At 33.4% G+C, this 16,812-nt stretch carries 18 protein-coding genes and 1 pseudogene; 4 read left to right on the top strand and 15 right to left on the bottom strand.

The features are described from left to right. The 9 genes and pseudogenes from Q4Q16_RS04225 to Q4Q16_RS04185 all read right to left on the bottom strand — a co-directional run. A pseudogene (locus Q4Q16_RS04225) lies at positions 1–92 on the bottom strand (50S ribosomal protein L29); the annotation flags it as partial. A gap of 34 nt (positions 93–126) precedes the next feature. Beyond that, positions 127–882 carry a 30S ribosomal protein S3 gene (locus tag Q4Q16_RS04220; protein WP_303346469.1) on the bottom strand — a complete coding sequence of 252 codons (756 nt, stop codon included), beginning with the start codon at positions 880–882 and terminating at the stop codon, positions 127–129. Continuing rightward, positions 882–1,349 (bottom strand): 50S ribosomal protein L22, encoded by a 468-nt coding sequence (locus Q4Q16_RS04215; protein WP_303346468.1) that lies wholly within the window; start codon positions 1,347–1,349, stop codon positions 882–884. The genes Q4Q16_RS04220 and Q4Q16_RS04215 overlap by 1 nt, the downstream gene beginning before the upstream one ends. 12 nt (positions 1,350–1,361) lie before the next feature. Beyond that, entirely contained in the window at positions 1,362–1,772 is a 411-nt protein-coding gene (gene rpsS / locus Q4Q16_RS04210) for a 30S ribosomal protein S19 (RefSeq protein WP_303346467.1), read from the bottom strand. 15 nt (positions 1,773–1,787) lie between these two features. Next, complete coding sequence (locus Q4Q16_RS04205; RefSeq protein WP_303346466.1) at positions 1,788–2,513, bottom strand: 50S ribosomal protein L2; 726 nt, start codon at positions 2,511–2,513, stop codon at positions 1,788–1,790. A 12-nt stretch (positions 2,514–2,525) separates the two neighbouring features. Continuing rightward, entirely contained in the window at positions 2,526–2,786 is a 261-nt protein-coding gene (locus tag Q4Q16_RS04200) for a 50S ribosomal protein L23 (RefSeq protein ID WP_303346465.1), read from the bottom strand. Positions 2,787–2,808: 22 nt separating this feature from the next. Continuing rightward, on the bottom strand, positions 2,809–3,573 hold the full coding sequence (gene rpl4p / locus Q4Q16_RS04195) for a 50S ribosomal protein L4 (RefSeq protein WP_303346464.1): 765 nt from the start codon (positions 3,571–3,573) through the stop codon (positions 2,809–2,811). A gap of 2 nt (positions 3,574–3,575) precedes the next feature. Then, positions 3,576–4,586, bottom strand: coding sequence for a 50S ribosomal protein L3 (gene rpl3p, locus Q4Q16_RS04190; RefSeq protein ID WP_303346463.1), 1,011 nt, complete (start codon positions 4,584–4,586; stop codon positions 3,576–3,578). A 342-nt stretch (positions 4,587–4,928) separates the two neighbouring features. Continuing rightward, positions 4,929–5,756 carry a putative RNA uridine N3 methyltransferase gene (locus tag Q4Q16_RS04185; RefSeq protein WP_303346462.1) on the bottom strand — a complete coding sequence of 276 codons (828 nt, stop codon included), beginning with the start codon at positions 5,754–5,756 and terminating at the stop codon, positions 4,929–4,931. Positions 5,757–6,098: 342 nt separating this feature from the next. Here Q4Q16_RS04185 and Q4Q16_RS04180 point away from each other — a divergent pair, with 342 nt between their 5' ends. Both Q4Q16_RS04180 and Q4Q16_RS04175 read left to right on the top strand, forming a co-directional pair. Next, positions 6,099–7,589 (top strand): acetyl-CoA carboxylase biotin carboxylase subunit, encoded by a 1,491-nt coding sequence (locus tag Q4Q16_RS04180; RefSeq protein WP_303346461.1) that lies wholly within the window; start codon positions 6,099–6,101, stop codon positions 7,587–7,589. A gap of 20 nt (positions 7,590–7,609) precedes the next feature. Further along, positions 7,610–8,527 (top strand): biotin--[acetyl-CoA-carboxylase] ligase, encoded by a 918-nt coding sequence (locus Q4Q16_RS04175; RefSeq protein ID WP_303346460.1) that lies wholly within the window; start codon positions 7,610–7,612, stop codon positions 8,525–8,527. On the opposite strand, the gene Q4Q16_RS04170 is transcribed toward Q4Q16_RS04175, so the two are convergent. The 3 genes from Q4Q16_RS04170 to Q4Q16_RS04160 all read right to left on the bottom strand — a co-directional run bounded on the left by Q4Q16_RS04170 (position 8,517) and on the right by Q4Q16_RS04160 (position 10,614). After that, positions 8,517–9,671: a TIGR03576 family pyridoxal phosphate-dependent enzyme gene (locus Q4Q16_RS04170; RefSeq protein WP_303346459.1), complete on the bottom strand. Its 1,155-nt coding sequence runs from the start codon at positions 9,669–9,671 to the stop codon at positions 8,517–8,519. The genes Q4Q16_RS04175 and Q4Q16_RS04170 overlap by 11 nt on opposite strands. Next, positions 9,672–10,001 (bottom strand): hypothetical protein, encoded by a 330-nt coding sequence (locus Q4Q16_RS04165; protein WP_303346458.1) that lies wholly within the window; start codon positions 9,999–10,001, stop codon positions 9,672–9,674. 91 nt (positions 10,002–10,092) lie between these two features. Continuing rightward, positions 10,093–10,614 carry a FumA C-terminus/TtdB family hydratase beta subunit gene (locus Q4Q16_RS04160; protein WP_303346457.1) on the bottom strand — a complete coding sequence of 174 codons (522 nt, stop codon included), beginning with the start codon at positions 10,612–10,614 and terminating at the stop codon, positions 10,093–10,095. Positions 10,615–10,727: 113 nt separating this feature from the next. On the opposite strand from Q4Q16_RS04160, the gene Q4Q16_RS04155 reads away from it, so the two are divergent. Beyond that, complete coding sequence (locus tag Q4Q16_RS04155; RefSeq protein WP_303346456.1) at positions 10,728–12,548, top strand: DUF2070 family protein; 1,821 nt, start codon at positions 10,728–10,730, stop codon at positions 12,546–12,548. Here Q4Q16_RS04155 and Q4Q16_RS04150 read toward each other — a convergent pair. Further along, positions 12,543–12,815 carry a hypothetical protein gene (locus Q4Q16_RS04150; RefSeq protein WP_303346455.1) on the bottom strand — a complete coding sequence of 91 codons (273 nt, stop codon included), beginning with the start codon at positions 12,813–12,815 and terminating at the stop codon, positions 12,543–12,545. The two genes, Q4Q16_RS04155 and Q4Q16_RS04150, sit on opposite strands and share 6 nt — an antisense overlap. 81 nt (positions 12,816–12,896) lie before the next feature. On the opposite strand from Q4Q16_RS04150, the gene rqcH reads away from it, so the two are divergent. Beyond that, positions 12,897–14,903, top strand: coding sequence for a ribosome rescue protein RqcH (rqcH, locus tag Q4Q16_RS04145; protein WP_303346454.1), 2,007 nt, complete (start codon positions 12,897–12,899; stop codon positions 14,901–14,903). Here the strand turns inward: rqcH and Q4Q16_RS04140 are convergent. Together Q4Q16_RS04140 and Q4Q16_RS04135 are read right to left on the bottom strand one after the other, a co-directional pair. Next, the gene (locus Q4Q16_RS04140) at positions 14,900–15,619 is read right to left on the bottom strand and encodes a metal-dependent hydrolase (protein ID WP_303346453.1); all 720 of its coding nucleotides are present in this window, start codon (positions 15,617–15,619) and stop codon (positions 14,900–14,902) included. The genes rqcH and Q4Q16_RS04140 overlap by 4 nt on opposite strands. After that, positions 15,619–16,758 (bottom strand): hypothetical protein, encoded by a 1,140-nt coding sequence (locus tag Q4Q16_RS04135; protein ID WP_303346452.1) that lies wholly within the window; start codon positions 16,756–16,758, stop codon positions 15,619–15,621. The genes Q4Q16_RS04140 and Q4Q16_RS04135 overlap by 1 nt, the downstream gene beginning before the upstream one ends. Between the last annotated feature and the right edge of the window lie 54 nt (positions 16,759–16,812).

The raw sequence follows: 16,812 nt of genomic DNA, 5'->3' as shown, positions 1-16,812 counted from the left end.
TTTTTGGATAATTCAGCTCTGAGTTCAACTAATTTATCTTGAATCTCATCAACTTCCATGTCCCAAATTTCTTTACTTCTTAAAATCGCCATTGTTCCAACTCTTTTAAGATAATTAAATTAAAATTTAACTATCGTCTTTCTCCACTTCATCAGCAGATTCTTCTTCAACAACTTCTTCTAATTCGTCGAGGTCTTCAACTTCCTCAATGATTTCTTCTTCGATGATTTCTTCGGTTTCAACATCGATTTCTTCTTCAATAACATCACCGTCTTCTTCGATGATCATTTTTGGAGGAAGAATTTCAACTGAATCAGGTAATACAGTTTCCGGAGGCATAATTCTTACATAAATACCTAAGACACCAGGTTTTAATTGAGCGGTAGCAAAACCTTCTTCTACAAATCTTATTGAAGGTTCTCCACATTTTTTAATGTATCCTTCAACAAATTTAGCTACAGCAGATCTGGAACCTCTGATTTTACCAGAAATAGTTACTTCTACACCTTGAGCGCCAGCACCCATAATTCTACGAATAGTGGAATAAGCTACTCTTCTAAAGTGCATACCTCTTTGTAACATGTTAGAAATTTTGTAAGCCATGATTTTAGGGTTGAGTTCAGGAACATCTACTTCTTTAACTTCAATTTGAGGATTATCTAATCCGAATTTAGTTTTAAGAGTATTGGTAATATCCCTTACATTTTTACCTCCTCTACCAATAACCATACCTGGTCTTTCTGCATAGACAACAACCATGGTTCCTAAAGGAGTAATCTGAACATCCATTCCACCATATCCGGCTCTTTCAAGTTCTTTTTCTAAGTATTCATCAATTTTGGTTCTTCTAAGGCCCTCGGTGACAAAATCTTTTTCTATCATTAGTTAGCCTCCTGTAATACAATTTGAATATGAGTAGTAGGTGTGTTAAATGGAGTCATTCTACCAAATGCTCTTGGGATATATCCGGGAATTACAACACCTTTGTGACTAGAAATATGTTCAATAACTAATTTTTCAGTGTCCATACCTTTGTACTCTGCATTAGCTTCTGCATTTTTTAATACTTTTAAAATCTGTTCAGCAGCTTTTACAGGATATCTTCCGGAAGGCCAACCTTCTTGTCCTTTTCTGTGACCAACTTTTTTGTTGTGTCTTTTGAAAGGAACTGATTTTTTCATATCAATAACATTTTCTAAGTAAGCTTTAGCTTTTCCTACTTCCATTCCTCTAATTGCACTGCAAATCTCAACACTGTGCTTTGGAGAAATTTTGAGAGATTTTGCCATAGCACGTGCAGTTTTTGCTTCATCAACTTCTTCATTATAAGCATATTTGTTGTTAGCCATGTTCTAATCTCCTTATTTAAGTGGTACAAACATAGATGATCTTGTAGCTCCCATACCTGGGTCTCCGTGTTGAACTCTTTTTCTGGTTGGTGCATATTCACCAAAGTAATGACCAATCATTTCTGGTGCAATAGTGACTTCAACAAAATTCTGACCATCATAAATACCGAAAGTGGTTCCAACCATTTCAGGTATTACAATCATGTCTCTGCAATGGGTCCTAATAACTACAGGACGACCATCTTTAGTTCCTTCTTTATTTAATTTTCTCATTTTATCCAAAACAATTTGTTGTCTTGGTAAGAATCCTCTTTTTAAAGATCTTCTTTGTCTTGCAGGGAATAATTCCATTACTTCCTCTAAAGACATGTCCTGAAGTTCTTCAAGAGTATAACCTTTATATTTAAATATTTTTCTTGCCAATGAAACACCCTCTATCTATCTTTTTAAACCTGTTCTTTTAGCTGCAATGGAACCAACTTTTCTTCCCGGTGGTGCGTGTCTTGAAACAGTAGTTGGACGACCAGGATGTTGTCTGTTACCTCCCCCGTGAGGGTGATCAACAGCATTCATTGCTACTCCTCTAACAGTCATAAACTTCTTACCTTTAGCTTTGTAAGCATGCCATCTTTTACCCGCTTTAAGGAACGGTTTATCTTTTCTACCTCCACCAGCAACAACACCGATACTTGCACGGCATTTAGGATTTAAGTATTTTAATTCACCAGATGGTAATTCAACAACAGCTTGATTTGCATCATGAGTAACAACAGACGCATAAGTTCCAGAAGATCTTACAAAACGTCCACCGTCACCAGGTGTGTTTTCAATATCGTAAATTGGAGTACCTTCAGGAATTTCAGCAAGAGGTAATGTATTACCGAATTTAATAGGTGCAGAAATACCGCATTCAATTTCATCTCCAATTTGAATGCTTTCAGGTGCTAAGATAAATTTCTTTTCACCATTTTCGAATTTTACTTCTGCAATAGGAGCGGTTCTTGCTGGGTCATGTAAAATGTCAACGACTTTACCTTTAATACTGCCTTCTTTTTCTAATGCATCGTAGGATCTGTATTTAATTTTATCTTTAAAACGATGAGAAGCAACACGGTGAGCAGGAGTTCCTCTTCCTCTTCTTTGATGTATTAATCGTTTTCCCATTCAAATTCCTCCTTAGAATACACCTATTCTGACAGCGAGTTCTTCTGCCATTTCTTCTTCAACAAGTTTGATGTATGCTACTTTTTCACCTTTAGTAGTAATGTGAGTGTTGACTCTTTCTACTTTTTCTTCGTATAATTGTTCAAAAGCTCTTTTGATTTGTGATTTATTAGCTGTACGGCGTACAACAAAAGTAATCTCATTATTTTGATCAATTAAGTTCATGGTTTTTTCAGTAACATGAGGTTTAATAATAATTGAGTATGAATCCATAATAATCACCTATTTTTCCAAATTATTGGAATAAACCTCCTAACTTTTCGACAGCTGACTTGGAGTAAATAGTGAGTCTTCCTGCATGGGTACCTGGTGCTAATAATTCAGCATTTAAATTTTCAACAGCAACAACATCCACACCAGCGTGGTTTCTTGCACCTAAATTAATACCTTTATCTTCACCAACGACTACAAGAGGTCCTTTTACTTTTTTATATTTTCTTCCTCTGGTTTTACCCCTACCTGCTCTTATTCTTTTACCTTCTTTAGCACGAATAATATCATCATATACGCCTAAGTTTTGGAAGATTTCACGAGTTTGTTTAGTAGTTTTTACAGATTCGATGTCATCTTCAACAATGATAGGTACTTGTTCTAAATCTGCAACTTTGTGACCTCTGTTTTCAACAATTTCCTTATTGGTAGTTGCTGCAACAGCAGATCTAATAGCAAATCTTCTTTCTTTTATGTTGATTTTTTCGTGATGATTTTTTTCAGCTCTAGTAGGATGTGCTTTTCTACCACCAATAGCCATTGGTACGAAAGCTGCTTTGGAACCATTTTTAATCCTTGGTACTCTTGCAGTACCTCTACCGGAACCCCATCCTTTAGCAGAAGTTCTTTTACCTGCCATCGGATCGTTTCCCCATGGTTGTACTCTTGCAGATTGTGCAGAAAGTACAGCTCTTTTGATTAAATCTGGTCTGTATACTTCATCAAAAATAGCTGGAAGTTCGATTTCCTCTTTTACTTCCCCATTAATAGAATAAACGTTAACTTTCATGATTATACCCCTTGTTTAGATTTTGTACTTATGTAATTAATTTGAGGTATATCCTCAGCTTTATTATTAGGCCTAATAGGTTGTCTTAAGATTACTAATCTTTTAGAAGGTCCTGGAAGGGATCCTTTGACTAAAACGTAATCGTTTTTAACAAGTCCGTATTTTACAAATCCACCATCAGGATTGACTTGGTCAACTTCATCTGCTGATGCGATTTTTAAAATTCTTTTATTGAATTCAGTTCTTTTATGGTATCCCATTTGACCTGCTTGAGCAACAGTCCACATGGTTCTTCTAGGTGTCCAAGGTCCAATAGAACCTACGTGTCTACCTTTACCTGCTCTAACAGCTTTACCATATTGAATTCTGATTCCCCATCTTTTTACTACACCTTGGAATCCTTTTCCTTTGGTAGTTGCAATAGCATCAACAAATTCACCTTCGTTGAAGATTTCACTAGCTTTTACTTCATTACCTAATAATTCCAATGCAGTATTTAATTTTTCTTCAGGATTTGCTCCACCTATACCACATTCAAAAATGTCCGGTTTTTTCTTAGGTACGCTAGTTACTTTTGGATTTGTGTGTACTAATACCCTAATTTCTTCTGTGTTTTCTAATGCACCTTGTATTTTTGCAATAGCTTCAGATTTATTGTATTCCTTAGGAAGAGAAATTTTCCTAGAAAGTTCTTTATCTAAATTGTCTGCAAGAACTTCGGTGATTACTTTCAATCCACGAGAAGTTTTTTCATAAGCTCTAATTCCCATCACAACGACCGGAGGTACTTCCAATACGGTAACTGGAGTGAAAATATCCATACCATTAGTAGGAGAGTTTTTATCGGTATCAGTGACCATAGCGTGAGTCATACCGACTTTATAACCTGCGAGGCCGAGTAATTTTGGTTCATCAATTTGTGGCCAAGATTTTACCCTAGGGGTTTCTTTAGCTGCTCTTTTCCTTGGACTAAAAGCAACAGACCCTTTTCTTGGCTGGTGATGTCTTACCATTTATTTTAACCTCCTTATTAATATTTTTCCTTATTTTTTAAATTATTTTAATTTTTGTAGATTAATAGCTAATTCAATAACTATTAACAGATTTTGACAAGATTATGAATTAAATAACCTTATCGAATTAATAAATAGCCATAAGAAAACTTACAACTAGATAAATATTAGAGTTCAATATATTCCATTGAGTTAAATCCAATCGGAGCACAATGAACATATTACAATGCATAAATCATTCTGCGCTAAGTTTTATTTTTAGAAAAGTCCTAAAAATATCGATGTATAAAAAGTTGAGCAAGTCATCTATTAGCAGTGATAAAAACTAATAAATCAAGAGAATTAAAATCTCATAAAGTTGAATAAAGAAAGTGTAGCGACAACAGCCTCTTCAGTTCTAACAGTTTCAGTTCCTTGATCCGGAAGAGTATTTACTTTAAACAGTTCCCAGTTAGGATTGGAAATGTCTTCTTGAATTGAAGAATAAGGGCCACCAAATAAAATAGCAGTACTTCTAGATTCATCTAATTTTGGTTTTAATTCATCAAAAATAGAATTAATATAATCTCCATATCTTGTAGCTTCAACAACAAGATTAGGTTTAATTAATTTTAAGCTATTTTTAAGACTTTTATTAGAAGATATAACATTATATCCCCAGTAAATGTCATCTGGTTTATCAGGTGTGACTATTACTTCTTTCTTAGCAATCTTAGTAATTTTAAAGTCAAAAATTCTTTTTACAGAAAGTTGCTCTTTACAGAATGCAAGTTTATCCATACCTATATCAACAAAAGTTCCTTTCTTATTTCTCTTTACAGTAAAACCTTGTCTATAATCGCCCACGTCTGGTTGACTATTAACAGGATGATGAGGAGTTCTAAGTGGTGGAAGAATACCTACATGCTTTAATTCCGGTCTTATAGGAAATACTTGTTTCCTCAAATATTGAGGAGTATTCATATAACTCAAAACTTCAGCAATAAATTCTCCATCCATTTTCCCTTCTTCATTTTTAACATGGTCATCATTATAAATAACCACATTGTCTGCTTGAAAAATAGCTAAAGCTCTTCCCAAAATACCTACCTTATATGTACGAATTTTAAGGTCTTTAGACTCGGAAATAAATGAATTTGGAATAAATACAGATAGCTCATCTTTATACATTACATTTACTATGTAAAATAAAGTATATAAAGATTACCCTACATTTATATATCTATCACTAAAAGACTTACACATTTGCAAAAATATTATATCAATTATAATATCCGTAGCTTCTTTTTATGCTACCAACTTTTTTATACTCAGAGAATATATTAATATTAAATATATAACATTCACTATATAAATGTATTGTTTTTTAAGGAAAAAATAGCAAAAGAAACCATAAAATAAATTTATTATCATATACTCCTTTTTGAAGATGGTTTATTTGCAAAATCAAATATTTAATATATAATTTAAGATATAAATTATTATTAATATAAAATTACTTTGAGGTTTCAAATGTTTGAAAAAATATTAATTGCAAATAGAGGAGAAATTGCGATAAGGGTTATGAGGGCTTGTCGTGAACTCGACATTAAAAGCGTATCCATTTACTCCGATGCAGATAAAACTTCTCTTTATACAAATTATGCAGACGAAAGTTATCCGTTGGGAAATCCTTCACCGGCCAGATCTTATTTAAATATTGAAAAAATTATAGATATTGCTTTAGAATCTGGTGCAGATGCAATTCACCCAGGTTATGGGTTTTTAGCTGAAAATCCTAAACTTGGAGAAGAATGTGAAAAAAACGGAATTAAGCTCATCGGACCGAGCGGAGATGTAATCAATAAAATGGGAGACAAAATTACATCAAAAGCACTTATGAAAAAAGCCGGAGTTCCAGTAATTGAAGGTACAGCAGAAGGAGTTAGCGATATTGAAGAAGCTAAAGAAATAGCCAAACAAATCGGATATCCTGTTATTGTAAAAGCTTCTGCAGGTGGTGGAGGTATTGGTATGCGTGCAGTTTATGCAGAAGATGAACTTGTACGTGCAATTGAATCCACACAATCAGTTGCAGCCACCAACTTTGGTGATTCAACAGTATTTATAGAAAAATACCTGGAAAAGCCACGTCACATTGAATTCCAACTTTTAGCAGACGAACACGGAAACGTAATCCATGTTGGGGATCGCGAATGTTCAATCCAGAGAAGACATCAAAAACTTCTAGAAGAGGCACCTTCACCAATTATGACAGAGGAATTAAGAGAAGAAATGGGTGGAAGCGCTGTTAAAGCTGCAGAATATATCGGATATACAAGTGCAGGTACTGTTGAATTTTTATACGACAACGGACAATACTACTTCCTCGAAATGAATACACGTATTCAAGTAGAACACCCGATTACCGAACTTGTCACCAATACCGATTTAATCAAACAGCAAATATTAATAGCTAATGGTGATGAGTTAAGCTACAGGCAAAAAGACATTAAAGTGTCCGGTCATGCAATCGAATGCCGTATTAATGCAGAAGATCCTCTCAATGATTTTGCACCAAATCCAGGTAAAATTACAGGTTACAGGTCTCCCGGAGGACCTGGTGTGCGTTTAGACAGTGGAGTATACATGAATTATACCATTCCTACTTTCTATGATTCAATGATTTCTAAATTAATTACCTATGGAAGAGACAGGAACGACGCAATCAATAGAATGAAAAGAGCATTAAGCGAATACATTATTTTAGGCGTTAAAACAACAATTCCATTCCATAAAGCAATTTTAAGAAATCCTAATTTCCTTTCCGGTGATTTGAACACACACTTTATCGATACTTATAAAAAGGGCATTGAAGCGGAGATGGAAAATGTTATTGCAGAAGATTTAGAAAATGTAAACAAATTAAAATCAACTTTTATGCCGGGTAAAAAAATAGCTGCAATTTCTGCAGCTGTAGGATCTTACCAGAACATGGCTAAAAAACAAATTCATAATAAATAAAATAACTTGGGGATTCTGCAATGAAAGACGAGATAATAAAACTATTAAAAAAAGAAAATAAACTTTCAACTAAGACAATTGACGAAATGCAAAAAATAGATGTCAACGAATTTGCGAATATGGTTAAGGAAATTGGAAAGCAAAAAACAGAACACATCCGCAGCGAAGAGATTTTAGAGGATTTGAATACAGAATATATTGGAAAAAATTTATATGTATTTAAGGAAGTAAGCTCAACAAACACAATAGCCAAATTTTTATCAACAAATAATGTTCCAGACGGAAGTGTGATAATCTCTGAAAAACAAACATCTGCAAGAGGCAGATCTGGAAAAGTATGGGAATCACCATTAGGAGGAGTATGGTTATCCATTGTTTTAAATCCTCATGTGGACTATTCCAAACTTCCGTTAATAACCATAGCTACCGGTGTTGCAGTAGCAAAAACTCTTGAAAAAATCGGAATTGAAAATCCTGAAATCAAATGGCCAAATGACATAATGATTAATGGAAAAAAAGTTTGCGGCATATTAACTGAAGCCGTGACCAAATTCAATACCATCGACAATGTCATTGTAGGTGTTGGTATTGATGCAAACCTGGATATTGATGAATTCCCTGAAGAGTTAAAAATCGGAACTACAACAATAGAAAAAGAACTCGGAAGAAAAAGTCCTGAAAATCTTTTAATTAAAATCTTTTTAGAAGAATTTGAAGAAATTTGTGAACTCTTCAACCACAGCGAATATGAAATAATATTAAAAGAATGGAGAAAACGTTCTTATTCAGTTGGGAAAATTGTGGAAGTTAGAGAACCTTTCAACAAATATTATGATGGCTACGTTGTAGGCATTACCAAAGAAGGAGCACTTGTTGTTGAAAAAATTGATGGAACCTTAGAAAAAGTAATTTCCGGAGAATGTATTATTAAAAACTAAATACAATCTCCCTACATTTTTCTTCATTTGCAATTACATCTAGTAATTTATCAAATGAAGCTTCTATTTTTTTATTTAAATCTTTTAAGTCCAAATCAAATGCATCTGGACTTGATAATTCAAATCGTATTGTTGCTGATGCACCAGGCATTGAAACCGGTGGAATTGTTATTATTCCATAATCTTTTAATAAGATAAATGAAAACACAAATGCCAAATCATTATCTGATAAATTATGTGGAATGTCAATTTCTTTACTTAGACTTTCAGGAGAAATCATAACTCCGGTAGGGGATTTTACAAAATTATTAAATCTTTCAGACAACAACTCATATAAATCGTCTTTTCTTGTGAAACTTTTAATTAGATTATCCTCTTTAAAATTTTTAATGCCGTTTAACATTGCAAGAACTGCCGGCGGTTGAGCTTCAAGACCAAACTGATTAACCTTAATTTTAATTTGATCAATCAAATCTTTTCTGCCAGCCATCAAACCCCCTCTTGGACCGGGCATCAGTTTATCAGTACTTGTAATTGCAATATCAGCACCTAAGTCACATGCTTTCTGTTGATTAAATACAACTGTTCTGAGTCTGGCACCAGAAGCATCATCAACCATTACAGGAATATTCTTATCATGAGCCATTTTGATGACTTTTCTAAATTCGTCTTCATCAATTACCTTATGATCCATTGTAGACCCGGTAATGACCACTAATGAGGTATTCTCAGGTATTGAAAATTCCTCAAAAACGTCAGTCTCAAAGTAATTGGCCCCCACCAATTTACAGCTTCTCGGAATAGACGGATGGGCTGGCAATTCTGCAAGGTAATGAACAACATTTGAGTTTTCACCAGCAAGAGCCAATATTGTTGCAAGTATGCCTGAAGAAGTCCTGTTGACTGCAAGAACCTTTTCACCACCCATATGCTCCTTACCTGCTTCTTGAAGAGCGTCTTCAAAAATAGCAGGACCAACATAAGTTTCTAAAAGACTAATTTCAGAAGAAGATGCGATAAATCCTCCAGATAGCCCTGTTAAATCAAACAAAGCATCTCTTCCTTTAGTATTGACAATGTTTTTGATGATAGCAAGAGCATTCTCTCTTTTTTTGACTTCATCTAAAGAGTTATTAACAATCATCTAATCAGAGTCGTCCGCTTCTAATTTATAATCGTCGAAAAATTCCAAAATTGATTTTAATTGTTTTTCATCAATATCTACAGAGGTGTATTCCTCTTTTTCAGGAATGTGGTAGTAATATTCAGCATATAAAATTCTGCCTTCAGGGCTTGTAAAAAAAGTTATACCGTCAGTGAGTTTATCAGGGTTTTTATTTTGAAACTCAACTTCAAAAGAAATACCTAATTTTTCTGAAAATTTTGCTTTTTCGTCAGGTTCTCTGTTGCACTTTCTAATTTTTGTCATTCTTGATTTCAATTTTTTTACTGCTTGTTCACTAATATCAGCCATAACAAAACACATCCGTTATTAATAATCTCTAATTAATTAAAATATAGTATGAAATTATAGTATATATAAGTATTTATTTTTAATAAAATAATCAGTCATATAAACTATTGCCTTTACTATCTATAGCCACTACAAGAGGGCCAAAATCCTTAACCTTTAAATTCCATATTGCTTCAGGCATTCCTAAGTCTAACCAGTCCACACTCTCAATTTCTTCCACTGCATCAACATATAAAGCAGCACACCCTCCGGTTGCCACAACATAAAGGGCATTATTCCTGATTAACGCCTCCCTTACAGTATCATCCATTCCCCCTTTACCAATGACAATTTTAGCGCCAAGGTCTAAAACATCGCTTTGGTAAGGGTTCATTCTCATTGAAGTGGTAGGACCAACAGCAACCATTTCATAAACTCCATCGTCATGTTTAACAATAGGGCCTGCATGGAAAAGGGCCGCACCTGAAATATCCAAAGGAGCACCTTCTTCAAGAATTCTTTTATGGGCCTGGTCTCTTGCAGTTAAAATATTGCCTGTTAAGTAAACAACATCGCCGGCATTCAATTCACTTAAATTTTCATCTTTAATTGGAACATTTAATTTTCTTTCCATCAACACACCTTTTTTAGTAATAAAATATTTATTAAAAAAAATATAACTAGATTATATATAAAAATTTTAGATTAAATAAATTTAATGGCTAAAAAATAATAAAGAGGAAAAAAATGTCAAGCATGAGTAGTGTAGCAGGATTATCAAAATATATCAAAACCTTGCCGAAAACAGAATTTTCAATTATAAGCATGGCTATTTTAAGTTTTATAATTGGAAGTACCTATTATTTAATAGATTTAATCCCGAATGCTGGAATTTTAGAAGATTTCATAGCAGGAGGGTTATTTGGCCTAGCAGTATTTGGAATTTCATCAATAATGAGCGGAGCATTGAATCAGCAGGTGATCAAAGTTCTTCATGGAATAAATTTAAAAATTAAACATTCAATGTTTTTATCTGTTCTCTCAATGACTCTGCTTGGTGTGATTATAATCCTCGGATGCGTCATCTCACAAATTTTTCGCATGGATATTTTTTTAAATTCAATGTTATTCGGTTGTGTTGTAATATACGGATTTAATACATTGGTTATATGGACAACAACTAAAGTCAGATTTGTAATTGCAGCAGTGACCAGTTTAATTCAGCCATTACTTATATTGGCAATGTATACATTGATTACCTTTTTATTTTTAGATACAAGCTTTATTGGTCCTGCCATTTTACAGATTACAATAAAAGCAATAATCGCCGCAATAATTCTTGTTATGGCAATTTATGCATTTATCAAAGTTATTGCATCACCATTTAAGAAAAACCTCGGAATTGGTGTTTTGGATCTGTTAAGTTTATTTATTGCACATATGAATGAAGGATCAAACTCCCTTGAAGGACTGTTTGAAAATATGAGTGAAGCCATTGATACAATAGTTACATTCATCAGTTTTAAAGGTGAAAATGGAATAAAAGCATTATTCATTTCCCCTTCTGTTCATCCTGGGCCTTTAGGAGATTTGGGCGGTTCAAATATGCCGACAATATTGGCCAATAAGTTTAATCATTTCACAATGGTTGCACACGGACCATCTACTCATGACTTTAACCCAATTGCAGTATCTGAAATCGATAAAATAGAAAAGTCCGTAAAAAGAGGATTAAATAAGGTGGAATACTCTTCAAATGCCAGCAAATTTATAAGATATAGCTCTGAAAAAGCAAATATCGGAGTTCAATTATTCAATAAGGGAATGGTTATTTTATCCACTTTTGCTCCTGAAGCTGTTGATGATATTGAATTTGGTGTCGGATTGACAATGATGGCTCAAAGCAGAAGCAGATGCAATGTTGAAGATTCAATCATTGTAGATTGTCATAACTCATTTACCCCTGAAAGCGGTGAGATATTACCTGGAAATTCAGAAGTATTCCAGTTAATCGATGTTATCGATACAATCGATCCAAATCAGGAAAAATACGAAGTAAAAGTGGGATGCTATGAGGATAACATGGAATCCCTAGACAAGCATGAAGGTATTGGAGACAGCGGTATTAAAACAATGGTTATTGAAGTTGAAAGTCAGAGAACCGCATATGTCCTTTTTGATTCAAACAACATGGAAATCGGATTTAGACAGGAAATTATTGACTCTGTAAGCGATTTGGAAATCGATGAAATTGAAGTAATGACAACTGATACCCATACTGTAAATACTCTTTCAAGAGGATACAATCCTATAGGAACTTCAAAAAGACCTGAAATCATCGAATACGTTAGAAAAAGTATAATTGAATCAATAAAAGATTTGGAAAAAGTAGAAGTTGGAACTGGAACTGAAAAAATTGAGAATCTTAACACATTCGGACCAAAAAATTCAACTGAATTAATTTCAACAATTAGTTCCGTAGTTGCGGTAAGTAAAATTATAGCTCCAGTCTTGCTAGTTACAGCATTATTAATTGTATTTATATGGATTTTCTTTGGAGGATTATAAATACATTACAAATAATGTATATACCATAACCCAGGTAAAGTAAAATGGTGCAATTCCGTCCCATAACCATTGGCTAAATCCAGAAATTTCGCTTCCAGCTATTTTTTGAGAAATTTGGCCAATAAAATATAATATAATTACTGCAATAAAGAATGCGAATACATCATTTTTAAATCCGAACCAGCCTAAAGTCAAACCAGCGGAAAGAAGTGATGCAAAAAGAGCTGCAATGATATGAATGCTTGTAATTTTAATAGTTATTTTCATTGATAACCTCCTAAATTAAATATATTAATATAATTTAGTGAGTTATAATATATTAAAGTATTGATAAAAAAGGTGTTAATAATGAAATCCATGTCCAATGTAGACATTTATGCAATAAGTGATGAATTAAATAATTTATTAAGTGGTGCCAGAGTAGATAAATCATTCCAACCTACAAATGATATTGTTGTAATGAGATTTCATGTTCCTGGAACCGGCAGAGTTGATTTAGTAATGCAATGCGGGTCCAGAATCCATACCAGCCAGTATCCTCTTGAAAATCCCACTACTCCCCCATCATTTCCTATGCTTTTAAGAAAGAGAATTAAAGGAGCTCACGTTGAAAGTATAAAACAGCACAATTTTGACAGAGTAGTTGAAATTAAGGTTAAAAAAGACAAATACTATACGATAATTGTTGAGCTGTTTGACAAAGGAAACATTATTCTTTTAGATGATGAAAATAATATTATCCAACCCCTTAAGAGAAAACAATTAAGCAGCCGAGACATCAGTTCAAAAAGAGAGTACAGGTTTCCTGAAGAAAGGGGAATAAATTCTATTGCTGTTGATGAGGATGGGCTTAAGGAATTATTTAAAAATACTGAAATGGATGTAGTGAGAACCCTTGCAATGAACGGGCTTGGAAGTTTATATGCTGAAGAAATTATTCAAAGAGCAAATGAAAATATTGAAATAGGCAAAAACACACCTGCTTCTCAATTAGCCGACGAGCAAATTATTGAAATTTATAAAAGTTTTAGAGAACTTTTTGATAATCTAAGACAAGGATTAATCAAACCACAGATTGTAAAGCAAGATTCTAAAGAAGACGTTGTTCCTTTAGAACTTATTAAATACGATAGTTTTGAAAAAAATTATTTTGATAATTTTAATGAAGCATGTGATGAATTTTACTCCAAAAAAGTAAACAGCACCATAAAAGATGTAAAAGAAGCGGCATGGAATAAAAAAGTTAAGAAGTTCGAAAAGAGATTGAATCTGCAGCAAGAAACACTCGATAATTTTACAAAAACAATTGAGGAAAGTCAAAATAAAGGAGAAGTTATCTATTCTAATTACTCCACTATAGAAAACATCATTAATGTTGTAAACTCAGCAAGAAGTAAAAACTATTCTTTTAAGGAAATCGGTAAAATATTAAAAGACGCCAAAAAAGACGGAATGGATGAAGCCCAAATTTATGAGTCAATTGACAAATTGGGTGTTTTAACATTAAATATTGCTGAAAAATCATTAATTATCGATCCAAAATTAACAATACCTGAAAATGCCGAAGTATATTATGAAAAAGCTAAAAAAGCAAAAAGAAAGTCAAAAGGTGCTTTAATAGCTATTGAAAATACTAAAAAACAGCTGGAAGACATCAAGTCTAAAAAGGACATTGCCATGGAGCATGTTGCAGTACCTAAGAAAAGAGTTAAAAAGAACCTTAAATGGTATGAAAAACTAAGATGGTTCATTAGCTCCGACAATATACTGGTTGTTGGCGGACGGGATGCAAACAGCAATGAAATGGTTGTAAAGAAATATTTAGAACCAAATGACATATATCTTCATGCAGATATACATGGTGCAAGTTCAACAGCAATAAAATTGAATGGTAGCGAACTAAATGACAATATCCTTAAAGAATCAGGTGAGTTTGCAGCATCATTTTCATCTGCTTGGTCAATGGGCTTCACATCCCAAGACGTATTTTGGGTTCATCCTGACCAGGTTACCAAAACTCCCGAAGCAGGAGAATTTTTAGCAAAAGGGTCATTTGTAATAAGGGGCCACCGCAATTACATAAGAAGTGCAAGATTAAAATTGGCTATTGGAATTGTTGATTATGAAGGAAAAAGAATAATGGCAGGACCAGTTGAAGCTTTAGAGACACATTGTGATAATTATGTAGTGTTAAAGCCAGGATTTACAAAAAAAGAAGCTATTGCTAAGAAAATATTAAATAAAATTAATGAAAATGATTTATTAACGCTTGATGACATCATAAGAGTGCTGCCATCCGGAAAATGCGATATCGATGAAGAATATCATCTGAGAAAAAAATATGAAAAAAATTAATCCTGATAATCTTCAGGATTAAATTCAAAATATTCATCGGGATTCATAACCACAACATCAATGTTAGGGTTAAACTGACTTACAAAATTTGCAAAAATTGCAGGGTCCTGTTCTATCGGAGGAAATGTATTGTAGTGCATCGGAATAACAACTTTAGGATTCATCCACATAGAAGCAAGAGCGGCTTCAAAAGGACCCATGGTGAATTTATCACCAATCGGCACCATCACCACATCAGGTTTATAAATTGAACCTACAACATTTTTCATATCACCAAATAATCCTGTGTCCCCACAGTGATATATTTTAGTTCCATCTTCAAAAGTTATTAAAAATCCTGCAGCGGTTCCGCCAGGAACGGTTTCCTCAACAATGTCAATGTCGGAAGAATGTTTGGCTTCAAGCATTGTGAATTTAATGTTTCTGTAAATGAAAGATCCACCTATGTTAACACTAATATTCCTAATTCCCTGTTTGGATAAAAATAGTGAAATTTCATGAATACATGCTACAGGAGCATTTGTGCTGTTGGATATCTCCAAAGCATCACCAAAATGATCAGCATGACCATGAGTAAGCAATATAATATCCGGATTCAAATCCTCTACTTCAACTTGACATGCAGGATTATTGCTGATGAATGGGTCAATTAAAATTCTAACGCCATCATCACTAATTATTTCAAAAGCCGAATGGCCCAACCATCTAATTTCCATTAAGCAACACCACCATTACCAACTAGAATATTTTCATCTAAATTAGAAGCTATGTTCCAGGTTTTTTCAAAATTGGCACGAATATCTGAAATAGAATTTCTATCATCATATACCGCACCATACTCCACATCATCAAATCCTTCAGATATAATCATTGCATGAGAATCATCAGTGATTAGATTAACAGTATGGACTTTAGGAACGGTTTTAATATGAACTCCCTGTTTTAAAAGAGAAGAAATTAAAAATATATAAGACATGTCAGACACATCGAACTCATCGATGATTACTCTGGAATAGCTAGTAGGAACATGGGATAAAAATCTATCAGACAAGTCATTTAAAGAAGGAATTTCCAACATTATCTCTTTTTTAACATTGCATGCTAAATGGTCAAATGCGTCTTGTGAAGATATGAAATCACCGTCACAGATAACATGGCTTCTAAGTGATTTTGGAACAGGTAAACTTTCAGGGTTGTTAATATCAATTTTAATATCCCTATTTTCAGCTACTTTTGGAGATACTAATGTTGGGGCACCAATATTTTCCTTAGGGGCAGGTTCTTCTAAAGCACGTTTAATCTCTTCGGATTTATCATGTTCCACAACAATTTCAGGAATTTCGTCCTCAAATACTTTTGATTGACGTTTTCTAGGAACTCTGGTTACTTTTAATGGTCTGCCATAATTGGGAGTGAAAACCAATTGTTTATCTAAATTTAATTCATTTTCTCCCATTGATACTGTTTTAGAATCATCCCCAAATGATTCGCCGTAATATACATTTGGAGTTGAATCATCATAATCTTCAATGACCAAATCCTCATAGTCAACATCCAAATCATCATAATCTCTTCGAATTTTTAAAGGGCCTTCATCAGAATTATTTTTTTCAAAACCATAAAATGAAGGTGAATTTTGTTCTTTAGACTCTAAAAATTCTTTAATCATGTTTGTTGTTCTGTATGCATTGGAATCAACGAAATAACTTATCATAAGTATTATTCCAACAATTGAAATGATAATTCCTACAACCAGTAAAATATCAATTAAATTATAAACGCTGGTCTCATAAGCTATGAGAACACCAACTACAAATAAAATAAAACCTGAAACTAATTTTATTGTGCTTCCCACGTTTTCACCCTTATAAATTATTAATCAATCTACATTTAATTATGATATATTATC

It is taken from the genome of Methanobrevibacter sp. (genome assembly GCF_030539875.1).
Classification (GTDB): domain Archaea; phylum Methanobacteriota; class Methanobacteria; order Methanobacteriales; family Methanobacteriaceae; genus Methanocatella.
The sequence above is the reverse complement of the archived record's forward strand: the minus strand, read 5'-3'. Positions and strand labels throughout refer to the sequence as shown.

Bases quoted from the DNA above. Each gene is read 5' to 3' on its own strand.
- Q4Q16_RS04175 (WP_303346460.1), top strand. From the start codon at position 7,610: ATGAAAGACGAGATAATAAAACTATTAAAAAAAGAAAATAAACTTTCA.
- Q4Q16_RS04180 (WP_303346461.1), top strand. From the start codon at position 6,099: ATGTTTGAAAAAATATTAATTGCAAATAGAGGAGAAATTGCGATAAGG.
- Q4Q16_RS04165 (WP_303346458.1), bottom strand. From the start codon at position 10,001: ATGGCTGATATTAGTGAACAAGCAGTAAAAAAATTGAAATCAAGAATG.
- Q4Q16_RS04215 (WP_303346468.1), bottom strand. From the start codon at position 1,349: ATGGCTAACAACAAATATGCTTATAATGAAGAAGTTGATGAAGCAAAA.
- Q4Q16_RS04155 (WP_303346456.1), top strand. From the start codon at position 10,728: ATGTCAAGCATGAGTAGTGTAGCAGGATTATCAAAATATATCAAAACC.
- Q4Q16_RS04220 (WP_303346469.1), bottom strand. From the start codon at position 882: ATGATAGAAAAAGATTTTGTCACCGAGGGCCTTAGAAGAACCAAAATT.
- rqcH (WP_303346454.1), top strand. From the start codon at position 12,897: ATGAAATCCATGTCCAATGTAGACATTTATGCAATAAGTGATGAATTA.
- Q4Q16_RS04205 (WP_303346466.1), bottom strand. From the start codon at position 2,513: ATGGGAAAACGATTAATACATCAAAGAAGAGGAAGAGGAACTCCTGCT.
- rpl3p (WP_303346463.1), bottom strand. From the start codon at position 4,586: ATGGTAAGACATCACCAGCCAAGAAAAGGGTCTGTTGCTTTTAGTCCA.
- Q4Q16_RS04140 (WP_303346453.1), bottom strand. From the start codon at position 15,619: ATGGAAATTAGATGGTTGGGCCATTCGGCTTTTGAAATAATTAGTGAT.
- rpl4p (WP_303346464.1), bottom strand. From the start codon at position 3,573: ATGAAAGTTAACGTTTATTCTATTAATGGGGAAGTAAAAGAGGAAATC.
- Q4Q16_RS04160 (WP_303346457.1), bottom strand. From the start codon at position 10,614: ATGGAAAGAAAATTAAATGTTCCAATTAAAGATGAAAATTTAAGTGAA.
- Q4Q16_RS04150 (WP_303346455.1), bottom strand. From the start codon at position 12,815: ATGAAAATAACTATTAAAATTACAAGCATTCATATCATTGCAGCTCTT.
- Q4Q16_RS04200 (WP_303346465.1), bottom strand. From the start codon at position 2,786: ATGGATTCATACTCAATTATTATTAAACCTCATGTTACTGAAAAAACC.
- Q4Q16_RS04185 (WP_303346462.1), bottom strand. From the start codon at position 5,756: ATGTATAAAGATGAGCTATCTGTATTTATTCCAAATTCATTTATTTCC.
- Q4Q16_RS04170 (WP_303346459.1), bottom strand. From the start codon at position 9,671: ATGATTGTTAATAACTCTTTAGATGAAGTCAAAAAAAGAGAGAATGCT.